This is a genomic window from Escherichia sp. AM3 (assembly GCF_032029835.1).
Classification (GTDB): Bacteria; Pseudomonadota; Gammaproteobacteria; order Enterobacterales; family Enterobacteriaceae; genus Escherichia; species Escherichia coli.
Genome location: NZ_JAVUPQ010000008.1, coordinates 82,055 through 105,078, shown reverse-complemented (window position 1 = coordinate 105,078; position 23,024 = coordinate 82,055). Strand labels below are relative to the sequence as shown.

Below are 23,024 nucleotides of genomic sequence, written 5' to 3'. Positions count from 1 at the left end.
ATCGGTGGAGCTGCATGACAAAGTCATCGGGCATTATCTGAACATAAAACACTATCAATAAGTTGGAGTCATTACCTAAATAACGCAGTAATAAAACCCCAGGCAATAAAAGCACCAATATTGGGGATGACCATTGCAGTCAAAAAGCCCCCAAAAGCCTGGACCTTTGCACGAGCAGACTTGTTTTCCATAATATTATCCTGTAGAGGAGAGAGTAATTATCCGCGGCTGATAATGTCCGCTAATTGTTTTTCTGATGATGCTGTTAAGAGTTGTTCGAGTATTTCTTCTTCGCACAGTAATTCACTTAACGCCTGAATAGCGCCAATGTGCGAATCGGCATCGGCAGCAGAGAGTCCGATGAGTAATTTAATTGGTTCGTCATTCCCCGGAAAATAAACACCTTGTTCAAGTAATGTCAAAGACATCCCGGTTTTAAGCGCCCCACATTCCGGTCGCGCATGAGGCATTGCCACGCCTGGTGCGAGAATATAATAAGGGCCATTGTTAATGGTGGAATCTTTAATTGCCTGAATGTAATTCTCGCTGATATAGTTTTTATCCAGCAATGATACCATCGAGAAATCGATAGCTTCCTGCCAATCTTTTGCTGAATGTATAACTGAGATTGATGATTCTGGAAAATAATCACTAAGCCGCATAAATTATCCTTATTTTATTTTTAGGGTACCGTCCGGCGGTAAAAATAAAATACTCGTGCGGTTTAATGAAAGCAATTGAGCAGGGAAACCGGTGTTTTGAAAACAGTGAATTATTAATTTCTTATATAACATTGAGTTATAGATATAACAACAAATGTCAATACGCATATCGTGATGCATATTACATAATTGATATTTATTGCATATAAATATTTGTGATCTACAACACTCCTTATCTATTGCTTGTCCGCAAACGGACATATCAAGGTAATAAAAAAGGTCGCCGAAGCGACCTTTTTACCCGAAATGCTAATTACAGCAGTTCTTTTGCTTTCGCAACAACGTTATCAACAGTGAAGCCGAACTCTTCAAACAGCAGCTCTGCCGGAGCAGATTCACCGAAGGTGGTCATACCGACGATAGCACCGTTCAGGCCAACATACTTGTACCAGTAGTCAGCAATACCCGCTTCTACAGCAACGCGTGCAGTAACCGCTTTCGGCAGTACGGATTCACGGTAAGCAGCATCCTGCTTGTCAAATGCGTCGGTAGACGGCATGGACACCACGCGCGCTTTCACGCCTTCGGCAGTCAGTTTTTCGTAGGCAGCAACAGCCAGTTCAACTTCTGAACCGGTAGCGATGAAAATCAGTTCCGGCTGACCGGCGCAGTCTTTCAGCACATAACCACCGCGCGCGATGTTTGCCAGTTGCTCTTCAGTTCGTTCCTGCTGCGCCAGGTTCTGACGGGAGAGGATAAGCGCAGTCGGGCCGTCCTGACGCTCAACGCCGTATTTCCACGCGACCGCGGATTCAACCTGGTCACACGGACGCCATGTAGACATGTTCGGGGTCACGCGCAGAGAAGCGACCTGCTCAACCGGCTGGTGAGTCGGGCCATCTTCGCCCAGACCGATGGAGTCGTGGGTGTAAACCATCACCTGACGCTGTTTCATCAGCGCAGCCATACGTACGGCGTTACGTGCGTATTCCACGAACATCAGGAAGGTGGAGGTGTACGGCAGGAAACCACCGTGCAGGGAGATACCGTTAGCAATCGCGGTCATACCGAACTCGCGAACACCGTAGTGGATGTAGTTACCTGCAGCATCTTCGTTGATTGCTTTAGAACCAGACCACAGGGTCAGGTTAGACGGTGCCAGGTCAGCAGAGCCGCCGAGGAATTCAGGCAACAGCGGGCCGAACGCTTCGATAGCATTCTGCGACGCTTTACGGCTGGCGATTTTCGCCGGATTAGCCTGCAGTTTAGCGATAAACTCTTTCGCTTTGGCGTCGAAGTCAGACGGCATTTCGCCTTTCATACGGCGGGTAAATTCAGCCGCTTCCTGCGGATAAGCTTTCGCGTAAGCCGCAAACTTCTCATTCCATGCAGATTCTTTCGCCTGGCCTGCTTCTTTCGCATCCCACTGAGCATAGATTTCAGACGGGATTTCGAACGGCGCGTATTTCCAGCCCAGCTGTTCGCGGGTCAGGGCAATTTCAGCGTCGCCCAGCGGCGCACCGTGGGAGTCGTGGGTACCGGCTTTGTTCGGGGAACCGAAACCGATGATGGTTTTGCACATCAGCAGGGACGGTTTGTCAGTCACTGCGCGCGCTTCTTCTACTGCGCGTTTGATGGATGCCGCGTCATGACCGTCGATGTCGCGAATAACGTGCCAGCCGTAAGCTTCGAAACGCATTGCGGTGTCGTCAGTGAACCAGCCTTCAACGTGACCATCGATTGAGATACCGTTGTCATCGTAGAACGCAATCAGTTTACCCAGCTTCAGCGTACCCGCCAGAGAGCAAACTTCGTGGGAGATGCCTTCCATCATGCAGCCGTCGCCCATGAAGGCGTAGGTGTAGTGGTCGACAATGTCGTGACCTGGACGGTTAAACTGCGCCGCCAGCGTTTTTTCTGCAATCGCCATACCGACTGCGTTGGCAATACCCTGACCCAGCGGACCGGTGGTGGTTTCCACACCAGCGGTATAACCTACTTCCGGGTGGCCCGGAGTTTTAGAGTGCAGCTGACGGAAGTTTTTCAGTTCTTCCATCGGCAGATCGTAACCGGTGAGGTGCAGCAGGCTGTAGATCAGCATGGAGCCGTGGCCGTTGGACAGCACGAAGCGGTCACGGTCAGCCCAGGACGGATTCTGCGGGTTGTGTTTCAGGAAATCACGCCACAGGACTTCGGCAATGTCAGCCATACCCATAGGGGCACCCGGGTGACCGGATTTGGCTTTCTGTACTGCGTCCATGCTCAGCGCACGAATAGCATTGGCAAGCTCTTTACGTGAGGACATTTTGACTCCAGATCGGATGATGAAGGGCACGCCCTTAACGACTTGACGACAGCGCGTTTTGGGCTACGCCGGAAAATTTGCCAACAATTTACCGCAAGCCGCGCGTCATGTACATGGAACATCCTTTTGCTGCTTCAGAAATCTCTGGATCATGCTCGCATGTTGCGCAATCTACTCGCCCGTCCGTTGCGCTTTTCCTTATACTGAGACTGAGCGTCGATTCACCTGCAAACGGCGCATTTTTAGAATAATCCTGACCTTGTGCGGAAGAGAAAACATGAAAATTCGCGCCTTATTGGTAGCAATGAGCGTGGCAACGGTACTGACCGGTTGCCAGAATATGGACTCCAACGGACTGCTCTCATCAGGAGCGGAAGCTTTTCAGGCTTACAGTTTGAGTGATGAGCAGGTGAAAACCCTGAGCGATCAGGCATGTCAGGAGATGGACAGCAAGGCGACGATTGCGCCAGCCAATAGCGAATACGCTAAACGTCTGACAACTATTGCCAATGCGCTAGGCAACAATATCAACGGTCAGCCGGTAAATTACAAAGTGTATATGGCGAAGGATGTGAACGCCTTTGCAATGGCTAACGGCTGTATCCGTGTCTATAGCGGGCTGATGGATATGATGACGGATAACGAAGTCGAAGCGGTGATCGGTCACGAAATGGGGCACGTGGCATTAGGCCATGTGAAAAAAGGAATGCAGGTGGCACTTGGTACAAATGCCGTGCGAGTAGCTGCGGCCTCTGCGGGCGGGATTGTCGGCAGTTTATCTCAATCACAACTCGGTGATCTGGGCGAGAAATTAGTCAATTCGCAATTCTCCCAGCGCCAGGAAGCAGAAGCCGATGATTATTCTTACGATCTTCTGCGCCAACGCGGCATCAGCCCGGCAGGTCTTGCCACCAGCTTTGAAAAACTGGCAAAACTGGAAGAAGGTCGCCAAAGCTCAATGTTTGACGACCATCCTGCATCCGCCGAACGCGCCCAGCATATTCGCGATCGTATGAGCGCAGATGGGATTAAGTAAAGCCTGGTGGTGTCGAACGTAGGTCAGATAAGGCGTTCACGCCCCTTCTGACATGAATGGCACATTTGTTACCCTGTGCGCATTGCCGGATGCGATGCTGGCGCATCTTATCCGGCCTACGGGTGCCGAACGTAGGTCGGATAAGGCGTTCACGCCGCATCCGACATTAATGGCACGTTTTACCCGTGCGCATCGCATCTGGTGCTTACTCGCCCTTTTTCGCCGCCTGAATATAGAGCATCTCCAGCGCCAGCGTCGCCGCAGCCAGAGCGGTGATTTCCGACTGATCGTATGCCGGAGCCACTTCCACTACGTCCATCCCAACGATGTTGAGATCTTTCAGGCCGCGTACCAGTTTAATGGCGCGATCGGAGGTCAGGCCGCCAATCACTGGCGTACCGGTTCCCGGCGCGAAAGCAGGATCCAGGCAGTCGATATCAAAGGTCAGGTAAACCGGCATATCACCCACAATCTGTTTCACTTGAGCGATAACGTCATCCACGCTGCGATCGTTCACCTGGCAGGCGTCCAGCACGGTAAAACCGTTGTCTTTATCAAACTCGGTACGAATACCAATCTGCACGGAATGATTCGGGTCGATCAGACCTTCTTTCGGCGCGGTATAGAACATGGTGCCGTGGTCAAATTCACAACCGTTCGCGTAGGTATCGGTGTGGGCGTCAAAGTGTACCAGCGCCATTTTGCCGAAATGCTTCGCATGAGCACGCAGCAGCGGCAGCGTAACAAAGTGGTCACCACCGAAGGAGAGCATACGCTTACCGGCAGCCAGCAGCTTCTCGGCGTGCGCCTGCAGCTTCTCGCTCATCTCACGGGCATCGCCAAAGGCATATACCAGATCGCCGCAGTCCACGACGTTCAGACGCTCACGCATGTCGAAATTCCACGGGAAGCGGTTGTGTTCCCAGGCCAGATTCGTCGAAACCTGACGGATCGCTGCCGGACCGTGGCGACCACCCGCACGGCCAGAGGTGGCCATGTCGAACGGCACGCCGGTGATCACCCAGTCGGCATCGCTGTCATACGGCTGGAAGTTCATCGGCAGGCGTAAAAAACCAAAGGCGTTGGAAACCAGTGAGTTATCGTATTGATGACCTAAGGTGCTCATGGATGGACTCCTATTACAAAGTCGATATAAAAAAACCCTTCCGCGTCGTTAGGCCCGACGAGGAAGGGTTGGATTTGTCACAATAAATTGTGGCGGATTATCACCGCTAAATTAAGCGGATTCAAGTAACACAGGACTTACTCATCTTCAAGATAAGTATAACCGTACAAACCTGCCTCGAACTCTTCAAGGAACTGTTGTTGCAGTTCAGCATCAAGATCGGTTTTCTTCACTTGATCGCGGAACTGGGTTAACAGCGTTTTCGGATCGAGCTGTACATATTGCAGCATGTCCGCCACGGTATCGCCTTCGTCAGACAGTTCTACTTCTACGCTACCGTCAGGGAACACGAACACGTCAACCGCTTCGGTATCACCGAACAGGTTGTGCATATTGCCAAGGATCTCCTGATATGCGCCGACCATAAAGAAACCGAGCATCGGCGGATTCTCTGGATCGTACTCCGGCATTGGCATTGTCGTGGCAATACCATCACCATCAATATAGTGGTCGATAGCACCGTCAGAGTCACAGGTAATATCCAGCAGCACAGCGCGACGTTCCGGCACTTGATCCAGCCCTTCCAGCGGCAGAACCGGGAACAACTGGTCGATCCCCCATGCGTCCGGCATTGACTGGAACAGCGAGAAATTGACGTACATTTTGTCCGCCATACGTTCCTGCAGTTCGTCGATTATCGGACGATGCGCACGGTTTTGCGGATCCAGTTGCTTCTGCACTTCATGGCACATGCTCAGATAGAGTTGTTCTGCCCATGCACGTTCTTGCAGGCTAAAGGTGCCGGAAGAGTAGCCGATATGAATGTCGTGCAGATCCATCTGACTGTCGTGTAACCATTCACGCAGAGAACGGCGAGTTCCCGGTTCGTGCATCTCCTGCCAGGTTTCCCACATGCTTTGCAGCGCGCGCGGCGCATCTTCTGCAGGCGCGGTCGGCACCGTGTATTCGTTACGTTCCACGCCGATGATATTAGACACCAGCACGGTGTGATGCGCAGTCACCGCACGACCCGATTCGGTGATTACCGTCGGATGCGGCAGACCGTTTTCTTCACACGCATCACCAATCGCCCAGATGATGTTGTTGGCATATTCATTGAGGCCGTAGTTTACGGAGCAGTCAGACTGCGAACGGGTGCCTTCATAGTCCACGCCCAGACCGCCGCCGACGTCGAAGCACTGAATATTGACGCCCAGCTTGTGCAGTTCCACATAGAAACGCGCCGATTCACGAACGCCTGTGGCGATATCGCGAATATTCGCCATCTGCGAACCGAGGTGGAAGTGCAGTAGTTGCAGGCTGTCGAGACGCCCGGCTTCACGCAGGGTTTCAACCAGTTGCAGTACCTGAGTCGCAGCCAGGCCGAACTTCGATTTTTCCCCGCCGGAGGACTGCCATTTACCCGAGCCCTGCGAAGCCAGACGTGCACGCACGCCCAGACGAGGAACGACATTCAGACGTTCTGCTTCATCCAGCACAATGGCGATTTCTGACATCTTCTCAATGACCAGGTAGACCTTGTGGCCCATCTTCTCGCCAATTAATGCCAGGCGGATATATTCGCGGTCTTTATAACCGTTGCAGACGATGACGCTACGGGTCATGCCAGCATGTGCCAGCACCGCCATCAACTCTGCTTTCGAGCCTGCTTCCAGTCCCAGCGGTTCGCCCGAATGAATCAGGGACTCAATCACGCGGCGGTGCTGGTTAACTTTGATCGGATAAACAAGGAAGTAATCGCCGTTATAGCCGTAGGATTCCCGCGCACGTTTGAACGCGGCGTTAATGGAGCGCAAACGGTGCTGCAGGATCTGTGGGAAACAGAACAGTGCAGGCAGACGCTGACCCTGTGCTTCACGAGTTTTCACTAACTGCGCGAGATCGACGCGAGCTTCCGGGACGTCCGGGTCCGGGCACACGCTGATGTGGCCCAGCTCGTTAACGTCATAGTAGTTATTGCCCCACCAGGCAATATTGTAAGTACGCAGCATCTTGCTGGCTTCCTGGGAGCTCATTGCAACCTCCTGCATGGAGCGTAGTACACCGTGTTCGCCCGCTGACGAAGGCAAACCCATAGACATGTCGTCAGACATAGCGAACCTCAAATTATTTTATTAAGTGTAAAACAGTTAACGACTATCGCAGCCTGGAACTGCGATAACAACCCATAAGCACATGGATTTTCCAGCAGTGTATGCTGACGCTCCGACTGCGCAACCGGTTTCTTTTTCATAACATTATTAAGCACATAACCGAACGTAAGTGTGACAGTTCGGCGAAACCACGAGAAAACTCTTGTTTTTACAAGAGCGCCCTTGTTCAGTCCTCAGTAACTGTAACCAGCTCTTGAATCCTGAGAAGCGCCGAGATGGGTATAACATCGGCAGGTATGCAAAGCAGAGATGCAGAGTGCGGGGAACGAATCTTCACCAGAACGGTGAGACAGGTTAAGCAGCAGACAACGGTTCATTATTTCGTATCACCTCCACGGCCGCCTGTTAAGACGAACCCACAAGCCAAAACTCTGATTTCAACCCGGCTGGAAGTGGCAACACGAAAGAAACGTCGTGTGCTTTTTATTTAAGCCGCGCGCCGCGTTTTATACCCCACAATGGCAGAAAATTGCAAAAGATAAATACGCAGAATGCCGGCATTGTCAGGAAAAATTTCCAGCCACGTTTTTAACAGAATGAGACACGATTCAAAAAAAAGTGGAAATCGGGTGAAGAATTGACCTAAAATAGCCATCCAGATGTTAATCCATCCATACCGATTAACACTCAGACTGCCAGTGTTTTTAACCTGCAGAGTCGTGGTAGGATCCGCTACCACAGAAAATCCACACAACAGTTTGAGCTAACCAAATTCTCTTTAGGTGATATTAAATATGGCAAAACACCTTTTTACGTCCGAGTCCGTCTCTGAAGGGCATCCTGACAAAATTGCTGACCAAATCTCTGATGCCGTTTTAGACGCGATCCTCGAACAGGATCCGAAAGCACGCGTTGCTTGCGAAACCTACGTAAAAACCGGCATGGTTTTAGTTGGCGGCGAAATCACCACTAGCGCCTGGGTAGACATCGAAGAGATCACCCGTAACACCGTTCGCGAAATTGGCTATGTACATTCCGACATGGGCTTTGACGCTAACTCCTGTGCGGTTCTGAGTGCTATCGGCAAACAGTCTCCTGACATCAACCAGGGCGTTGACCGTGCCGATCCGCTGGAACAGGGCGCGGGTGACCAGGGTCTGATGTTTGGCTACGCAACTAATGAAACCGACGTGCTGATGCCAGCACCTATCACCTATGCACACCGTCTGGTACAGCGTCAGGCTGAAGTGCGTAAAAACGGTACTCTGCCGTGGCTGCGCCCGGACGCGAAAAGCCAGGTGACTTTCCAGTATGACGACGGCAAAATCGTTGGTATTGATGCTGTCGTGCTTTCCACTCAGCACTCTGAAGAGATCGACCAGAAATCGCTGCAAGAAGCGGTAATGGAAGAGATCATCAAGCCGATTCTGCCCGCTGAATGGCTGACTTCTGCCACCAAATTCTTCATCAACCCGACCGGTCGTTTTGTTATCGGTGGCCCGATGGGTGACTGCGGTCTGACTGGTCGTAAAATTATCGTTGATACCTACGGCGGCATGGCACGTCACGGTGGCGGAGCATTCTCTGGTAAAGATCCATCAAAAGTGGACCGTTCCGCAGCCTACGCAGCACGTTATGTCGCGAAAAACATCGTTGCTGCTGGCCTGGCCGATCGTTGTGAAATTCAGGTTTCCTACGCAATCGGCGTGGCTGAACCGACCTCCATCATGGTAGAAACTTTCGGTACTGAGAAAGTGCCTTCTGAACAACTGACTCTGCTGGTACGTGAGTTCTTCGACCTGCGCCCATACGGTCTGATTCAGATGCTGGATCTGCTGCACCCGATCTACAAAGAAACCGCAGCATACGGTCACTTTGGTCGTGAACATTTCCCGTGGGAAAAAACCGACAAAGCGCAGCTGCTGCGCGATGCTGCCGGTCTGAAGTAATCTTTCTTCACCTGCTTTCAAAGGCCAGCCTCGCGCTGGCCTTTTTCTTTTACCTCACCGCGGTGGATAGGCATTCACGCCGCATCCGGCAAAAAGCTGCCCGCACAATAACATCATTCTTCCTCAACACGTTTTATCGCAAATTATCATCACTACTGAAACCGATTACACCAATAACACCAGCCAAATATTTGTAATATTTTCATATTATTATTCAGTTTTCACAGTTGTTACATTTCTTTTCAGTAAAGTCTTAATTGCAGATAACAGCGTTTAATCTATGATGATATAACTCAATTATTTTCATGCACTTAAACCATAACTAAGATAAATGTTAGTGTAAGCGATTACACTGATGTGATTTGCTTCACATCTTTTTACGTCGTACTCACCTATCTTAATTCACAATAAAAAATAACCATATTGGAGGGCATCATGCCTGACGCTAAAAAACAGGGGCGGTCAAACAAGGCAATGACGTTTTTCGTCTGCTTCCTTGCCGCTCTGGCGGGATTACTCTTTGGCCTGGATATCGGTGTAATTGCTGGCGCACTGCCGTTTATTGCAGATGAATTCCAGATTACTTCGCACACGCAAGAATGGGTCGTAAGCTCCATGATGTTCGGTGCGGCAGTCGGTGCGGTGGGCAGCGGCTGGCTCTCCTTTAAACTCGGGCGCAAAAAGAGCCTGATGATCGGCGCAATTTTGTTTGTTGCCGGTTCGCTGTTCTCTGCGGCTGCGCCAAACGTTGAAGTACTGATTCTTTCCCGCGTTCTACTGGGGCTGGCGGTGGGTGTGGCCTCTTATACCGCACCGCTGTACCTCTCTGAAATTGCGCCGGAAAAAATTCGTGGCAGTATGATCTCGATGTATCAGTTGATGATCACTATCGGGATCCTCGGTGCTTATCTTTCTGATACAGCCTTCAGCTACACCGGTGCATGGCGCTGGATGCTGGGTGTGATTATCATCCCGGCAATTTTGCTGCTGATTGGTGTCTTCTTCCTGCCAGACAGCCCACGTTGGTTTGCCGCCAAACGCCGTTTTGTTGATGCCGAACGCGTGCTGCTACGCCTGCGTGACACCAGCGCGGAAGCGAAACGCGAACTGGATGAAATCCGTGAAAGTTTGCAGGTTAAACAGAGTGGCTGGGCGCTGTTTAAAGAGAACAGCAACTTCCGCCGCGCGGTGTTCCTTGGCGTACTGTTGCAGGTAATGCAGCAATTCACCGGGATGAACGTCATCATGTATTACGCGCCGAAAATCTTCGAACTGGCGGGTTATACCAACACTACCGAGCAAATGTGGGGGACCGTGATTGTCGGCCTGACCAACGTACTTGCCACCTTTATCGCAATCGGCCTTGTTGACCGCTGGGGACGTAAACCAACGCTAACGCTGGGCTTCCTGGTGATGGCTGCTGGCATGGGCGTACTCGGTACAATGATGCATATCGGTATTCACTCTCCGTCGGCGCAGTATTTCGCCATCGCCATGCTGCTGATGTTTATTGTCGGTTTTGCCATGAGTGCCGGTCCGCTGATTTGGGTACTGTGCTCCGAAATTCAGCCGCTGAAAGGCCGCGATTTTGGCATCACCTGCTCCACTGCCACCAACTGGATTGCCAACATGATCGTTGGCGCAACGTTCCTGACCATGCTCAACACGCTGGGTAACGCCAACACCTTCTGGGTGTATGCGGCTCTGAACGTACTGTTTATCCTGCTGACATTGTGGCTGGTACCGGAAACCAAACACGTTTCGCTGGAACATATTGAACGTAATCTGATGAAAGGTCGTAAACTGCGCGAAATAGGCGCTCACGATTAATCTCCCCAAGCTTCCTCCCATCGCGGAGGAAGCCACCTCTTGCAGTCATCTTTTCTTCGCTCTATCCTCTGCCGCTATGAAAACATCCCGTCTCCCTATCGCCATCCAACAGGCCGTTATGCGTCGCCTGCGGGAAAAACTCGCCCAGGCCAACCTGAAGCTAGGGCGTAACTACCCGGAGCCAAAACTCTCTTACACCCAGCGCGGAACCTCCGCCGGAACAGCCTGGCTGGAAAGCTATGAAATTCGCCTCAATCCCGTTTTGCTGTTGGAAAACAGTGAAGCCTTTATTGAAGAAGTGGTGCCGCACGAACTGGCACATTTGCTGGTATGGAAACATTTCGGCCGCGTAGCGCCACATGGCAAAGAGTGGAAGTGGATGATGGAAAACGTGCTGGGTGTTCCCGCCCGTCGTACGCATCAGTTCGAACTGCAATCCGTGCGTCGCAACACCTTCCCCTACCGCTGCAAGTGCCAGGAGCATCAGCTTACCGTACGCCGCCATAATCGCGTAGTTCGTGGCGAGGCCGTCTATCGCTGTGTTCACTGCGGTGAACAGCTGGTTGCGAAATAACCATCTGAACTATCAGGAACTTTCCTGATCTGGCTGATTGCATACCAAAACAACTTTCGCTACGTTGCTGGCTCGTTTTAACACGGAGTAAGTGATGTACCGTTATTTGTCTATTGCTGCGGTGGTACTGAGCGCAGCATTTTCCGGCCCGGCGTTGGCCGAAGGTATCAATAGTTTTTCTCAGGCGAAAGCCGCGGCGGTAAAAGTCCACGCTGACGCGCCCGGTACGTTTTATTGCGGATGTAAAATTAACTGGCAGGGCAAAAAAGGCGTTGTTGATCTGCAATCGTGCGGCTATCAGGTGCGCAAAAATGAAAACCGCGCCAGCCGCGTAGAGTGGGAACATGTCGTTCCCGCCTGGCAGTTCGGTCACCAGCGCCAGTGCTGGCAGGACGGTGGACGTAAAAACTGCGCTAAAGATCCGGTCTATCGCAAGATGGAAAGCGATATGCATAACCTGCAGCCGTCAGTCGGTGAGGTGAATGGCGATCGCGGCAACTTTATGTACAGCCAGTGGAATGGCGGTGAAGGCCAGTACGGTCAATGCGCCATGAAGGTCGATTTCAAAGAAAAAGCTGCCGAACCACCAGCGCGTGCACGCGGTGCCATTGCGCGCACCTACTTCTATATGCGCGACCAATACAACCTGACACTCTCTCGCCAGCAAACGCAGCTGTTCAACGCATGGAACAAGATGTATCCGGTTACCGACTGGGAGTGCGAGCGCGATGAACGCATCGCGAAGGTGCAGGGCAATCATAACCCGTATGTGCAACGCGCTTGCCAGGCGCGAAAGAGCTAACCTACACTAGCGGGATTCTTTTTGTTAACCCCTACCCCACGCGTACAACCGCGTGGGGAGACGACGCGGATTTTTAACTATGCGTATCCCCCGCATTTATCATCCTGAACCACTGACCAGCCATTCTCACATCGCGCTTTGCGAAGATGCCGCCAACCATATCGGGCGCGTACTGCGCATGGGGCCGGGGCAGGCGTTGCAATTGTTTGACGGTAGCAACCAGGTCTTTGACGCCGAAATTACCAGCGCCAGCAAAAAAAGCGTGGAAGTGAAGGTGCTGGAAGGCCAGATCGACGATCGCGAATCTCCGCTGCATATTCACCTCGGTCAGGTGATGTCGCGTGGTGAAAAAATGGAATTTACTATCCAGAAATCGATCGAACTCGGTGTAAGCCTCATTACGCCACTTTTTTCTGAGCGCTGCGGCGTTAAACTGGATAGTGAACGTCTGAACAAGAAGCTTCAGCAGTGGCAGAAGATTGCAATTGCTGCCTGTGAGCAGTGTGGTCGTAACCGGGTGCCGGAAATCCGTCCAGCGATGGATCTGGAAGCCTGGTGTGCAGAGCAGGATGAAGGACTGAAACTGAATCTTCACCCGCGCGCCAGTAACAGCATCAATACGTTGCCGTTACCGGTTGAACGCGTCCGCCTGCTGATTGGCCCGGAAGGCGGTTTATCGGCAGATGAAATTGCCATGACTGCCCGCTATCAATTTACTGATATCCTGTTGGGACCTCGCGTTTTGCGTACAGAGACAACTGCGCTCACCGCCATTACCGCGCTACAAGTACGATTTGGCGATTTGGGCTAACGGAGAAGAATAATGATCAAGCTCGGCATCGTGATGGACCCCATCGCAAACATCAACATCAAGAAAGATTCCAGTTTTGCTATGTTGCTGGAAGCACAGCGTCGTGGTTACGAACTTCACTATATGGAGATGGGCGATCTGTATCTGATCAATGGTGAAGCCCGCGCCCATACCCGCACGCTGAACGTGAAGCAGAACTACGAAGAGTGGTTTTCGTTCGTCGGTGAACAGGATCTGCCGCTGGCCGATCTCGATGTGATCCTGATGCGTAAAGACCCGCCGTTTGATACCGAGTTTATCTACGCGACCTATATTCTGGAACGTGCCGAAGAGAAAGGGACGCTGATCGTTAACAAGCCGCAGAGCCTGCGCGACTGTAACGAGAAACTGTTTACCGCCTGGTTCTCTGACTTAACGCCAGAAACGCTGGTTACGCGCAATAAAGCGCAGCTAAAAGCGTTCTGGGAGAAACACAGCGACATCATTCTTAAGCCGCTGGACGGTATGGGCGGCGCGTCGATTTTCCGCGTGAAAGAAGGCGATCCAAACCTCGGCGTGATTGCCGAAACCCTGACTGAGCATGGCACTCGCTACTGCATGGCGCAAAATTACCTGCCAGCCATTAAAGATGGCGACAAACGCGTGCTGGTGGTGGATGGCGAGCCGGTACCGTACTGCCTGGCGCGTATTCCGCAGGGGGGCGAAACCCGTGGCAATCTGGCTGCCGGTGGTCGCGGTGAACCTCGTCCGCTGACGGAAAGTGACTGGAAAATCGCCCGTCAGATCGGGCCGACGCTGAAAGAAAAAGGGCTGATTTTTGTTGGTCTGGATATCATCGGCGACCGTCTGACTGAAATTAACGTCACCAGCCCAACCTGTATTCGTGAGATTGAAGCAGAGTTTCCGGTGTCGATCACCGGAATGTTAATGGATGCCATCGAAGCACGTTTACAGCAGCAGTAACCCACCTTAGCGAGAAGGATCTCGTTGAGACTCTGAGTGACAGCGCCCTTCTTTCCACGCATACTGGGCGCTGTTGCTTTTTTGAACCAGGAAACAGAACCTCTGACAATGAATTTACAGCATCACTTTCTTATTGCCATGCCTGCTCTCCAGGATCCGATTTTCCGTCGTTCCGTGGTCTACATTTGCGAACATAATACCAATGGTGCAATGGGGATCATCGTCAACAAGCCGCTGGAAAATCTCAAAATTGAAGGGATTCTGGAAAAGCTGAAGATCACGCCGGAGCCGCGTGATGAATCAATCCGTCTGGATAAACCGGTTATGCTCGGCGGTCCGCTGGCTGAAGATCGCGGGTTTATTTTGCATACTCCGCCCTCCAATTTTGCTTCCAGCATTCGCATTTCAGACAACACGGTAATGACCACTTCCCGCGATGTGCTGGAAACGCTCGGCACCGATAAACAACCGTCTGACGTATTGGTGGCTCTGGGTTATGCCTCCTGGGAGAAAGGTCAACTGGAACAAGAAATTCTCGATAACGCGTGGCTAACGGCCCCGGCAGATCTGAATATTCTGTTCAAAACGCCGATTGCCGACCGCTGGCGCGAGGCGGCAAAACTGATTGGTGTGGATATTCTCACCATGCCTGGTGTGGCAGGACACGCCTGATGAGTGGAACCTTACTCGCCTTCGACTTCGGCACCAAAAGCATTGGCGTAGCGGTCGGCCAACGCATTACCGGCACCGCTCGCCCTTTGCCTGCAATTAAAGCACAGGACGGTACGCCGGACTGGAACATTATCGAGCGTTTACTGAAAGAGTGGCAGCCGGACGAAATCATCGTCGGTTTGCCGCTGAATATGGACGGCACCGAGCAACCATTGACTGCCAGAGCGCGTAAATTCGCCAACCGTATTCATGGTCGTTTCGGTGTTGAAGTAAAGCTCCATGACGAGCGTCTTAGCACCGTGGAAGCCCGTTCCGGTCTGTTTGAACAGGGCGGCTATCGGGCGCTCAACAAAGGCAAAGTTGACTCTGCCTCTGCGGTTATTATTCTCGAAAGCTATTTCGAGCAGGGATATTAAGGCGATTTAAAAGCCTGGCGGATAGTCGTTACCGTCATCCGGCCATTTTGCCGGATGCTGCGTGAACACCTTATCCAGCACACATCTGGCAGCGGCTGTAGGTCTGATAAGACGCGTTAGCGTCGCATCAGACATTTATTGCCTTTGTAGGCCCGATAAGCTTGCGCATCGGGCATGGCAACGTCACAAACGCCCTTCCCCCACCCGGTGCTGATAACTCTGCTGAAACGTTATCATCCCCACCTGCTGCCCGGTTTGAATAACATGCGGTAACTGGTGGGTTTTCCCTTCACGAATCAAATTCCCCACCGCGGGTGTGTTAATCAGCAATTCAAATAGCGCCACGCGTCCTTCCTGTTTATCCACTTCCAGCTTTTGTGACAGCACTGCCCGTAAACTACCTGCCAGTTGATTACGCACGGGGTCTTTTTCCTGCGCCGGAAATGAATCCACCAGTCGCTCAACTGCCTGCGCGGCACCACGTGTATGTAAGGTTGCCAGCACCAGATGCCCGGTTTCTGCCGCCGTCAGCGCCAGACGGATTGTCTCACTGTCACGTAGCTCTCCGAGCAAAATCACATCAGGATCTTCCCGCAATGCGGCCCGCAACCCCGATGCGAACGTCATACAGTGCAAACCAATTTCCCGCTGCTGGATCAAACATCGCTGGCTGGCATAGAGATATTCCACAGGATCTTCCAGCGTCAGAATATGCGCATCGGCATGTTGATTAAGATAGCCAACCATCGCCGCCAGCGTGGTAGATTTGCCACTCCCCGTCGCCCCCGTCACCAGAATCATGCCATTCTCGCTCTTGAGTAATTCCGGCAATACCGGTGGCGCACCAAGCTGTTCGAGCTGTGGACAGTGCGAAGGTAACAACCGTAATGCCAGAGAAATACCTTGCCGTTGCGCGAACGCACTGCCACGCAACCGCTGGTTTTCCGCCAGCGACACGGCAAAATCCAGCTGGCCATTTTCCAGCAATATTGCCCGCTGATCGTCATCCAGCCACTCCCGCAGTAGCTCTTCGACGTCCGGCGCATCAAACGGCGCAGCTTCCATTAGCCCGCGAATGCGCCATCGTGCGGGCCAGGCGCTGCACAGGTGTAGATCCGAGACGTTATGCTTTACACTAAGGGCCACAATTTCTTCCATATTCATACTAAGATCCTCGGAAAATGAACGATATTGCGCATAACCTGGCACAGGTCCGGGACAAAATCTCAGCGGCTGCAACGCGTTGCGGCCGTTCTCCAGAAGAAATTACGCTGCTTGCAGTCAGTAAAACAAAACCTGCGAGCGCCATCGCAGAAGCCATTGATGCCGGGCAGCGTCAATTTGGTGAAAACTACGTTCAGGAAGGGGTAGATAAAATTCGCCACTTTCAGGAACTGGGCGTAACAGGATTAGAATGGCATTTTATTGGCCCGTTGCAGTCTAATAAAAGCCGCCTGGTGGCAGAGCATTTCGACTGGTGTCATACCATCGACCGTTTGCGCATTGCTACCCGCCTCAACGATCAGCGCCCGGCAGAACTTCCCCCTCTTAACGTACTGATTCAAATTAATATTAGTGATGAAAACAGTAAGTCCGGGATTCAACTGGCAGAACTGGACGAGCTGGCAGCGGCGGTCGCTGAACTACCGCGTTTACGTCTGCGCGGGCTGATGGCAATCCCTGCGCCTGAGTCAGAATATGTAAGGCAGTTTGAAGTTGCACGCCAAATGGCTGTAGCATTTGCCGGACTGAAAACGCGCTACCCGCATATCGACACGCTCTCTCTGGGAATGTCGGACGATATGGAAGCCGCCATTGCGGCAGGTAGCACGATGGTTCGTATCGGCACTGCAATTTTTGGTGCGCGTGATTACTCTAAAAAATAAGGAATTAAAGGAACGCCATGAATACGTTGACTTTCCTGCTTTCAACGGTCATTGAGCTGTATACCATGGTGCTGTTATTACGCATCTGGATGCAGTGGGCTCATTGTGATTTTTACAACCCCTTCTCACAGTTTGTAGTGAAGGTAACGCAGCCAATTATCGGGCCACTGCGCCGCGTTATTCCGGCAATGGGTCCCATTGACAGCGCCTCGCTGCTGGTTGCCTATATTCTCAGTTTTATCAAAGCCATTGTGCTGTTTAAAGTGGTGACCTTCCTGCCAATCATCTGGATTGCCGGTTTACTGATTCTGCTGAAAACCATCGGCTTGCTGATTTTCTGGGTCCTGCTGGTGATGGCGATTATGAGCTGGGTAAGCCAGGGTCGTAGTCCGATTGAATACGTGCTGATTCAGCTGGCCGATCCGCTGCTGCGCCCGATTCGCCGCCTGCTACCGGCAATGGGTGGGATTGATTTCTCGCCGATGATCCTCGTTCTGCTGCTGTATGTCATCAATATGGGTGTCGCAGAAGTATTACAGGCAACCGGAAACATGCTGCTGCCGGGGCTGTGGATGGCGTTATGAGTGCCGTAACAGTTAATGATGACGGTCTGGTTTTACGGCTCTATATTCAGCCGAAAGCCAGCCGTGATTCTATTGTCGGTTTACATGGCGACGAAGTTAAAGTCGCCATTACCGCGCCGCCGGTTGACGGCCAGGCCAACAGCCATCTGGTGAAGTTTCTCGGTAAGCAATTCCGGGTAGCCAAAAGCCAGGTGGTAATTGAAAAAGGCGAACTTGGCCGCCACAAACAAATTAAAATCATTAATCCGCAACAAATCCCGCCAGAAATCGCGGCGTTAATTAATTAGGTATCCTATGCAAAAAGTTGTCCTCGCAACCGGCAATGCCGGTAAAGTGCGTGAGCTGGCGTCGCTGCTTAGCGACTTCGGTCTTGATATCGTGGCCCAAACAGACCTCGGCGTAGATTCCGCTGAAGAAACCGGCCTGACCTTTATCGAAAACGCGATTCTGAAAGCGCGCCATGCGGCAAAAGTGACCGGTTTACCGGCAATTGCCGACGACTCTGGTCTGGCGGTAGATGCGCTGGGTGGCGCGCCGGGTATTTACTCCGCGCGTTATTCCGGTGAAGACGCGACCGATCAAAAGAATCTGCAAAAACTGTTGGAAACACTGAAAGACGTACCGGACGACCAACGTCAGGCGCGTTTCCACTGCGTGCTGGTATATCTGCGTCACGCGGAAGATCCGACTCCGCTGGTGTGCCACGGTAGCTGGCCGGGCGTGATTACTCGTGAACCAGCGGGCACTGGTGGCTTTGGTTATGATCCAATCTTCTTCGTACCTTCCGAAGGGAAAACCGCTGCCGAACTGACCCGCGAAGAAAAGAGCGCCATTTCCCACCGTGGTCAGGCATTGAAACTGCTGTTGGACGCTTTACGTAATGGTTAAATTACCGCCGCTGAGTCTCTACATTCACATCCCGTGGTGCGTGCAGAAATGCCCGTACTGCGATTTCAACTCTCACGCGTTGAAAGGAGAAGTGCCGCACGACGATTACGTTCAGCATCTGCTTTGCGATCTGGACAATGATGTGGCTTACGCTCAGGGCCGTGAAGTAAAGACAATCTTTATTGGCGGTGGTACGCCGAGCCTGCTTTCCGGCCCGGCGATGCAAACGCTGCTGGACGGCGTGCGTGCGCGTTTGCCGCTGGCAGCGGATGCAGAAATTACTATGGAAGCGAACCCTGGTACGGTAGAAGCCGATCGCTTTGTCGATTATCAGCGTGCTGGTGTGAACCGCATCTCTATTGGTGTGCAGAGTTTTAGCGAAGAAAAGCTGAAACGACTTGGGCGCATTCATGGCCCGCAAGAAGCGAAACGAGCGGCAAAGCTGGCGAGCGGTTTAGGGTTACGTAGCTTTAACCTTGATTTGATGCATGGACTACCGGATCAATCACTGGAAGAGGCGCTTGGCGATCTACGCCAGGCCATTGAACTGAATCCGCCGCATCTTTCCTGGTATCAACTGACCATCGAACCCAATACGCTGTTTGGTTCGCGACCACCGGTGCTGCCGGACGACGACGCGCTGTGGGATATATTCGAACAGGGGCATCAGTTATTAACCGCAGCGGGTTATCAGCAATATGAAACTTCCGCTTACGCCAAACCCAGTTATCAGTGCCAGCACAATCTCAACTACTGGCGCTTTGGCGACTACATCGGTATTGGCTGCGGCGCGCACGGCAAAGTGACCTTCCCGGATGGGCGCATTCTGCGTACCACTAAAACGCGTCATCCGCGTGGTTTTATGCAAGGAAGGTATCTGGAAAGCCAGCGTGATGTCGAAGCCGCAGATAAGCCGTTTGAGTTCTTTATGAACCGCTTTCGCTTGCTGGAGGCCGCGCCACGCGCAGAGTTTAGTGCGTATACCGGGCTTTGCGAAGATGTGATTCGCCCACAGTTAGACGAGGCGATTGCCCAGGGTTATCTCACCGAATGTGCGGATTACTGGCAGATAACGGAACATGGGAAGCTGTTTTTAAATTCGCTGCTGGAGCTTTTTCTGGCTGAGTAAACTTGTATTGCCGGATGCGGCGTGAACGCCTTATCCAGCCGACATGTGGCAGCGGTTGTAGGTCTGATAAGACGCGCAAGCGTCGCATCAGACGTTGATTGCCGGATGCGGGGTCAACGCCGCATCCTGCTACAAATCGTGCACTATATCAAACTTACTTAATCACCCCATTGCGCCGCAGTTGTTCGGTATCTTTTTTCCAGCGTTCATTAGCTTGGTTGATATCGTCAATTTTCATCAAAATCGCGACTTTTTTACTGTTTATTTCTGAAACTTTCATCGTTAACGGATATTGCCCTTTTTCGAGCGTTACCCAGTCATCCTGCAATTTACGGCTGAGTTTTTGTGATTGCAGAAAAGTCTGTCGCCGTTGTTCGTTGATATCGAAATCTCGTTTCTGCTGAATCGGCACTTCATAACACTCTTCACTCTGTTTATGACATGCCGCAATCGCCGGTTGATAAACCTCTTTGTCATATTTAACCGCGAACGCCTCGCTATCGTTCTGTTTATTAAACTCATCACGCTGTTGGTGAATTTTTTTAAAGGCTTCTTCGCGGGTCATTTGCTTACCGTTTGCATCTTTTCCCCAATATGCATCCGCTGCTTTCTGCGCCGCCACCATTTGCTTATCAAGCGCTTTCACTTCCTTTTCCAGCGCAGGAATCGAGTTCTTCTGGGTATTCAACGCAGATTCAAGCTGACTAAAGCGATAATTGAAATCTTCGCTATTCACGATCAGATATTTATTATTCGTTTTGATATCGTCGACCACCCGCCCACGATCGCTGGCTGCCGCCTGAAAAGAGTAAAAGTTCACCGACCAGCCAGACGCGGGCGTTCCTTTACTGGTTAACATCGCCGAGAATTTTACCGGTTTATCTTTCGTCCAGGTCTGTTCGAGCAGTTCGTAATCTGCCAACTGACCGACCCAGGTATAGAGATCGTCACTGGAAGAGACATCGCCTTCCGCTGACCAGGTGGCCTGATTACCCTTAGCATCAAGATTTTTTAAGGTGATAGCATCAAGCTTGAGAATGCCGTGATACTGCTTTTTGAATTGATCTTTTAAGATATTTTCAGTTGGCGGTTCGCCATCTGCCCAGGCATTACCAGTCATCAACATAAGCAGTGCCGTGCCAACAATCCATTGCTTTTTCACCCGAAAAACCTCACGCGGAATAATTTATTCCGGTGATTATCATTAGGGTAATGAAAATTGGCAATGGACGTAAGTCTGAAGTGAAAAAGCCCCGGCACGATACCGGGGCGAGGTGATTAGTACTGATTGAAGATCTGCTGGATCTGCTGCGGATCTTTGGTTTGCGTCAGAGCCAGCTGCAGCAGGACGCGCGCTTTTTGCGGGTTCAGCGTGCCAGAGGCGACGAAGCCGTATTTCGCATCATCCACTTCAGCATCCTGAGTGGTAGCACCCGTCGGTACGCGGGAAGAACGCACTACTGCAGTGCCGTTTTTCGCGGCGGTTGCCAGGGTGTCGAACACGGATTTATACAGGTTACCATTACCCACACCAGCGCTAACGATGCCATCATAGCCCGCATCTACCAGTGCTTTAGCCGGAAGATCGGATGCGTTAGCGTAGTTATAAACGATGCCGACTTTCGGCAGCTCATTCAGCTTAGAGACATCGAATGGCGTATCGCTGGTGTGCTTACGTGCCGGGGTACGTTGGTAGTCAATCTTACCGTTGTGAATGTATCCCAGAGGACCGTAGTTAACAGACTTGAAGGTCGCTACGTCGGTGGTGTTGGTTTTGGTGACATCGCGACCGTCCAGTACGGTGTCGTTCATCACCACCAGCACGCCACGATTAGCGGAGGCTTTATCAGCTGCGGTCACTACCGCGTTATACAGGTTGAATGGACCGTCTGCGCTCATGGACGTGGACGGGCGCATTGCGCCGACCATCACCACCGGTTTGTCGCATTTCACCGTCAGGTCGAGGAAGTAAGCGGTTTCTTCCATCGTGTCGGTACCGTGGGTAATGACGAAGCCGTCGGTTTTATCGCAGTCGGTGTTAATTTTTTTCGCCAGTGTCAGCCAGACATTATCGTTCATGTCCTGGGAGCCGATATTCACTACCTGCTCGCCTTTAACGTTCGCAATGTCTTTTAGTTGCGGCACCGCATTAACCAGATTTTCTACGCCAACTTTACCCGCTGTGTAGTTAGATTTGGTTGCGGAGTCACCACCACCGGCAATGGTCCCGCCGGTTGCTAAAATGGTGATATTGGGTAATGCCAATGCTGCACCACTAAAACCCATAACCAGTGCGGCAAGTGCCGTCTTTTTGAAAAACTCCATTTCATTCCTCCAGTTACGTGAACGCTACGCATTATCCCTTAGCTCTGTATGGGAAATTTGACGTTAAACAATTTACAACGTGAATATATTTTGGAGATCTACAAAGTTAGAGGCAGGTAACAAAACGAAGAATTAAACGGCATAAAAAAGTATTATGCCGTCTTAAAATAGAGGATTATTTTAAATTCCCGACCAGGGCTTTGCGGCTATCTTCCAGAGTCACAACGCGGCTACAAACATCTTTGCCAAACTGCTGGAAATCTTTTTCCTGCTTTTTCCACTCGGTTTGGATTGAGGATTGCAGCCCCCCCAGGCTTCCCAGCACATTCTGTAATGGGTTACCGCCGCTTTTCAGCACCGCTTTCGCGCCCATTTCATTAATGCTGTCCTGTAAAATTCCACCCATTGCCTGATTCACTAATTGCTGGCCTTCGGCGCGAACCTGATCAATGGCTTTATAGTGAAACGTCAGGCCATCGCTGCGCGTTTCGATAATGCGGTTCATCTGCTCTTTCAGCTGCGCATCAAGTTTGGTCAGACGGCTGCGCATTTTGCTGCTTTCGCCCATCTCCTGAACGATAATTTTATCCAGCGCAATACGGGCTTTTTCGACGCGGCTTTTCGCGCCTTCATCAATCCACGGCAGCGTGCTGCGTAGTTCAGCCTGATAATCCTTCGCCTGCTCGCGCTGGGCGGCATTCAGGGAATATTGCTTACCGTTATACATCACGTTGCCGTCTGGCGTGATCACCAGATTGCCGTTTTCGCCCTTCACCTGCACGGTTTGCGGGCTGACAATCACATCGTCACGCGGCGTGACGCTGCACTGGTAGTCGGCGTGAGCGGTCATTGCCGTCACTGAAAGTGCTGCCGCCAGCAGCATTTTGCGCATCATAGTCTTCCCTCAAGAAAAAATCAGGCCAGCATTTGCTGGCCCCAGATTGATAACAAA

General features: G+C 51.7%; 27 protein-coding genes and 1 pseudogene. 15 read left to right on the top strand and 13 right to left on the bottom strand.

What is annotated here, in order from left to right:
- Window positions 1–61 (top strand): IS1 family transposase (locus tag RTW80_RS31265; protein WP_071528444.1); only part of this gene is annotated, 61 nt, incomplete at its 5' end.
- A gap of 16 nt (window positions 62–77) precedes the next feature.
- Here the strand turns inward: RTW80_RS31265 and RTW80_RS06080 are convergent.
- The 3 genes and pseudogenes from RTW80_RS06080 to tkt form a co-directional block, all read right to left on the bottom strand.
- Window positions 78–191 (bottom strand): annotated as a pseudogene (locus RTW80_RS06080) (PTS lactose/cellobiose specific IIB subunit); the annotation flags it as partial.
- Window positions 192–218: 27 nt separating this feature from the next.
- Window positions 219–662: a PTS mannitol transporter subunit IIA gene (gene cmtB, locus RTW80_RS06075; protein WP_001239650.1), complete on the bottom strand. Its 444-nt coding sequence runs from the start codon at window positions 660–662 to the stop codon at window positions 219–221.
- Window positions 663–975: 313 nt separating this feature from the next.
- On the bottom strand, window positions 976–2,967 hold the full coding sequence (gene tkt, locus RTW80_RS06070; protein WP_000098614.1) for a transketolase: 1,992 nt from the start codon (window positions 2,965–2,967) through the stop codon (window positions 976–978).
- Window positions 2,968–3,244: 277 nt separating this feature from the next.
- Between tkt and loiP the strand changes: the two genes are divergently transcribed.
- Entirely contained in the window at window positions 3,245–4,003 is a 759-nt protein-coding gene (gene loiP / locus RTW80_RS06065; protein WP_001295379.1) for a metalloprotease LoiP, read from the top strand.
- 205 nt (window positions 4,004–4,208) lie between these two features.
- On the opposite strand, the gene speB is transcribed toward loiP, so the two are convergent.
- From speB to yqgD, 5 genes are all read right to left on the bottom strand, one after another.
- Entirely contained in the window at window positions 4,209–5,129 is a 921-nt protein-coding gene (gene speB / locus RTW80_RS06060) for an agmatinase (RefSeq protein ID WP_000105566.1), read from the bottom strand.
- Between the two features lie 137 nt (window positions 5,130–5,266).
- Entirely contained in the window at window positions 5,267–7,243 is a 1,977-nt protein-coding gene (gene speA, locus RTW80_RS06055; RefSeq protein WP_001295380.1) for a biosynthetic arginine decarboxylase, read from the bottom strand.
- 8 nt (window positions 7,244–7,251) lie between these two features.
- Complete coding sequence (yqgB, locus tag RTW80_RS06050) at window positions 7,252–7,383, bottom strand: acid stress response protein YqgB (protein WP_001338822.1); 132 nt, start codon at window positions 7,381–7,383, stop codon at window positions 7,252–7,254.
- 93 nt (window positions 7,384–7,476) lie between these two features.
- Window positions 7,477–7,620 (bottom strand): protein YqgG, encoded by a 144-nt coding sequence (gene yqgG / locus RTW80_RS06045; protein ID WP_001297404.1) that lies wholly within the window; start codon window positions 7,618–7,620, stop codon window positions 7,477–7,479.
- Window positions 7,621–7,730: 110 nt separating this feature from the next.
- Complete coding sequence (gene yqgD, locus RTW80_RS06040) at window positions 7,731–7,982, bottom strand: protein YqgD (protein WP_001303651.1); 252 nt, start codon at window positions 7,980–7,982, stop codon at window positions 7,731–7,733.
- Between the two features lie 55 nt (window positions 7,983–8,037).
- Here yqgD and metK point away from each other — a divergent pair, with 55 nt between their 5' ends.
- From metK to ruvX, 8 genes are all read left to right on the top strand, one after another.
- On the top strand, window positions 8,038–9,192 hold the full coding sequence (gene metK, locus RTW80_RS06035) for a methionine adenosyltransferase (protein WP_001062128.1): 1,155 nt from the start codon (window positions 8,038–8,040) through the stop codon (window positions 9,190–9,192).
- A 435-nt stretch (window positions 9,193–9,627) separates the two neighbouring features.
- On the top strand, window positions 9,628–11,022 hold the full coding sequence (gene galP / locus RTW80_RS06030) for a galactose/proton symporter (protein WP_001112301.1): 1,395 nt from the start codon (window positions 9,628–9,630) through the stop codon (window positions 11,020–11,022).
- 76 nt (window positions 11,023–11,098) lie between these two features.
- Entirely contained in the window at window positions 11,099–11,596 is a 498-nt protein-coding gene (locus RTW80_RS06025; RefSeq protein WP_001300769.1) for a SprT family zinc-dependent metalloprotease, read from the top strand.
- A 94-nt stretch (window positions 11,597–11,690) separates the two neighbouring features.
- A complete protein-coding gene (endA, locus tag RTW80_RS06020) occupies window positions 11,691–12,398 on the top strand; it encodes a deoxyribonuclease I (RefSeq protein ID WP_000286500.1) in 708 nt (235 codons plus the stop codon).
- A gap of 79 nt (window positions 12,399–12,477) precedes the next feature.
- Window positions 12,478–13,209, top strand: a complete 732-nt coding sequence (rsmE, locus tag RTW80_RS06015) for a 16S rRNA (uracil(1498)-N(3))-methyltransferase (protein ID WP_001222509.1) — start codon at window positions 12,478–12,480, stop codon at window positions 13,207–13,209.
- Between the two features lie 12 nt (window positions 13,210–13,221).
- Window positions 13,222–14,172 (top strand): glutathione synthase, encoded by a 951-nt coding sequence (gene gshB, locus RTW80_RS06010; protein ID WP_000593273.1) that lies wholly within the window; start codon window positions 13,222–13,224, stop codon window positions 14,170–14,172.
- Window positions 14,173–14,280: 108 nt separating this feature from the next.
- The gene (locus RTW80_RS06005; RefSeq protein ID WP_001053178.1) at window positions 14,281–14,844 is read left to right on the top strand and encodes a YqgE/AlgH family protein; all 564 of its coding nucleotides are present in this window, start codon (window positions 14,281–14,283) and stop codon (window positions 14,842–14,844) included.
- On the top strand, window positions 14,844–15,260 hold the full coding sequence (gene ruvX / locus RTW80_RS06000; protein WP_000017106.1) for a Holliday junction resolvase RuvX: 417 nt from the start codon (window positions 14,844–14,846) through the stop codon (window positions 15,258–15,260). The genes RTW80_RS06005 and ruvX overlap by 1 nt, the downstream gene beginning before the upstream one ends.
- A 6-nt stretch (window positions 15,261–15,266) precedes the next feature.
- On the opposite strand, the gene RTW80_RS05995 is transcribed toward ruvX, so the two are convergent.
- Both RTW80_RS05995 and RTW80_RS05990 read right to left on the bottom strand, forming a co-directional pair.
- Window positions 15,267–15,395: a hypothetical protein gene (locus RTW80_RS05995; protein WP_001278270.1), complete on the bottom strand. Its 129-nt coding sequence runs from the start codon at window positions 15,393–15,395 to the stop codon at window positions 15,267–15,269.
- A 48-nt stretch (window positions 15,396–15,443) separates the two neighbouring features.
- Window positions 15,444–16,424: a PilT/PilU family type 4a pilus ATPase gene (locus RTW80_RS05990; RefSeq protein WP_001295381.1), complete on the bottom strand. Its 981-nt coding sequence runs from the start codon at window positions 16,422–16,424 to the stop codon at window positions 15,444–15,446.
- Between the two features lie 17 nt (window positions 16,425–16,441).
- Here RTW80_RS05990 and yggS point away from each other — a divergent pair, with 17 nt between their 5' ends.
- The 5 genes from yggS to hemW are packed head-to-tail and all read left to right on the top strand — an operon-like array spanning window position 16,442 to window position 19,747.
- A complete protein-coding gene (yggS, locus tag RTW80_RS05985; RefSeq protein ID WP_000997795.1) occupies window positions 16,442–17,146 on the top strand; it encodes a pyridoxal phosphate homeostasis protein in 705 nt (234 codons plus the stop codon).
- Between the two features lie 17 nt (window positions 17,147–17,163).
- Window positions 17,164–17,730 (top strand): osmotic shock tolerance protein YggT, encoded by a 567-nt coding sequence (gene yggT, locus RTW80_RS05980; RefSeq protein WP_001094831.1) that lies wholly within the window; start codon window positions 17,164–17,166, stop codon window positions 17,728–17,730.
- A complete protein-coding gene (yggU, locus tag RTW80_RS05975; protein ID WP_001277222.1) occupies window positions 17,727–18,017 on the top strand; it encodes a DUF167 family protein YggU in 291 nt (96 codons plus the stop codon). The genes yggT and yggU overlap by 4 nt, the downstream gene beginning before the upstream one ends.
- A 7-nt stretch (window positions 18,018–18,024) precedes the next feature.
- On the top strand, window positions 18,025–18,618 hold the full coding sequence (locus RTW80_RS05970; protein ID WP_001174735.1) for an XTP/dITP diphosphatase: 594 nt from the start codon (window positions 18,025–18,027) through the stop codon (window positions 18,616–18,618).
- A complete protein-coding gene (gene hemW / locus RTW80_RS05965; protein WP_000239928.1) occupies window positions 18,611–19,747 on the top strand; it encodes a radical SAM family heme chaperone HemW in 1,137 nt (378 codons plus the stop codon). Before RTW80_RS05970 ends, hemW begins: the two co-directional genes overlap by 8 nt.
- A 154-nt stretch (window positions 19,748–19,901) precedes the next feature.
- On the opposite strand, the gene RTW80_RS05960 is transcribed toward hemW, so the two are convergent.
- The 3 genes from RTW80_RS05960 to RTW80_RS05950 form a co-directional block, all read right to left on the bottom strand.
- Window positions 19,902–20,909 (bottom strand): DUF1202 family protein, encoded by a 1,008-nt coding sequence (locus RTW80_RS05960; RefSeq protein WP_000745217.1) that lies wholly within the window; start codon window positions 20,907–20,909, stop codon window positions 19,902–19,904.
- A 116-nt stretch (window positions 20,910–21,025) separates the two neighbouring features.
- Window positions 21,026–22,072, bottom strand: a complete 1,047-nt coding sequence (ansB, locus tag RTW80_RS05955; RefSeq protein WP_000394125.1) for an L-asparaginase 2 — start codon at window positions 22,070–22,072, stop codon at window positions 21,026–21,028.
- A 175-nt stretch (window positions 22,073–22,247) separates the two neighbouring features.
- Entirely contained in the window at window positions 22,248–22,967 is a 720-nt protein-coding gene (locus RTW80_RS05950; protein WP_000984796.1) for a DUF2884 domain-containing protein, read from the bottom strand.
- Window positions 22,968–23,024 lie beyond the last annotated feature (57 nt).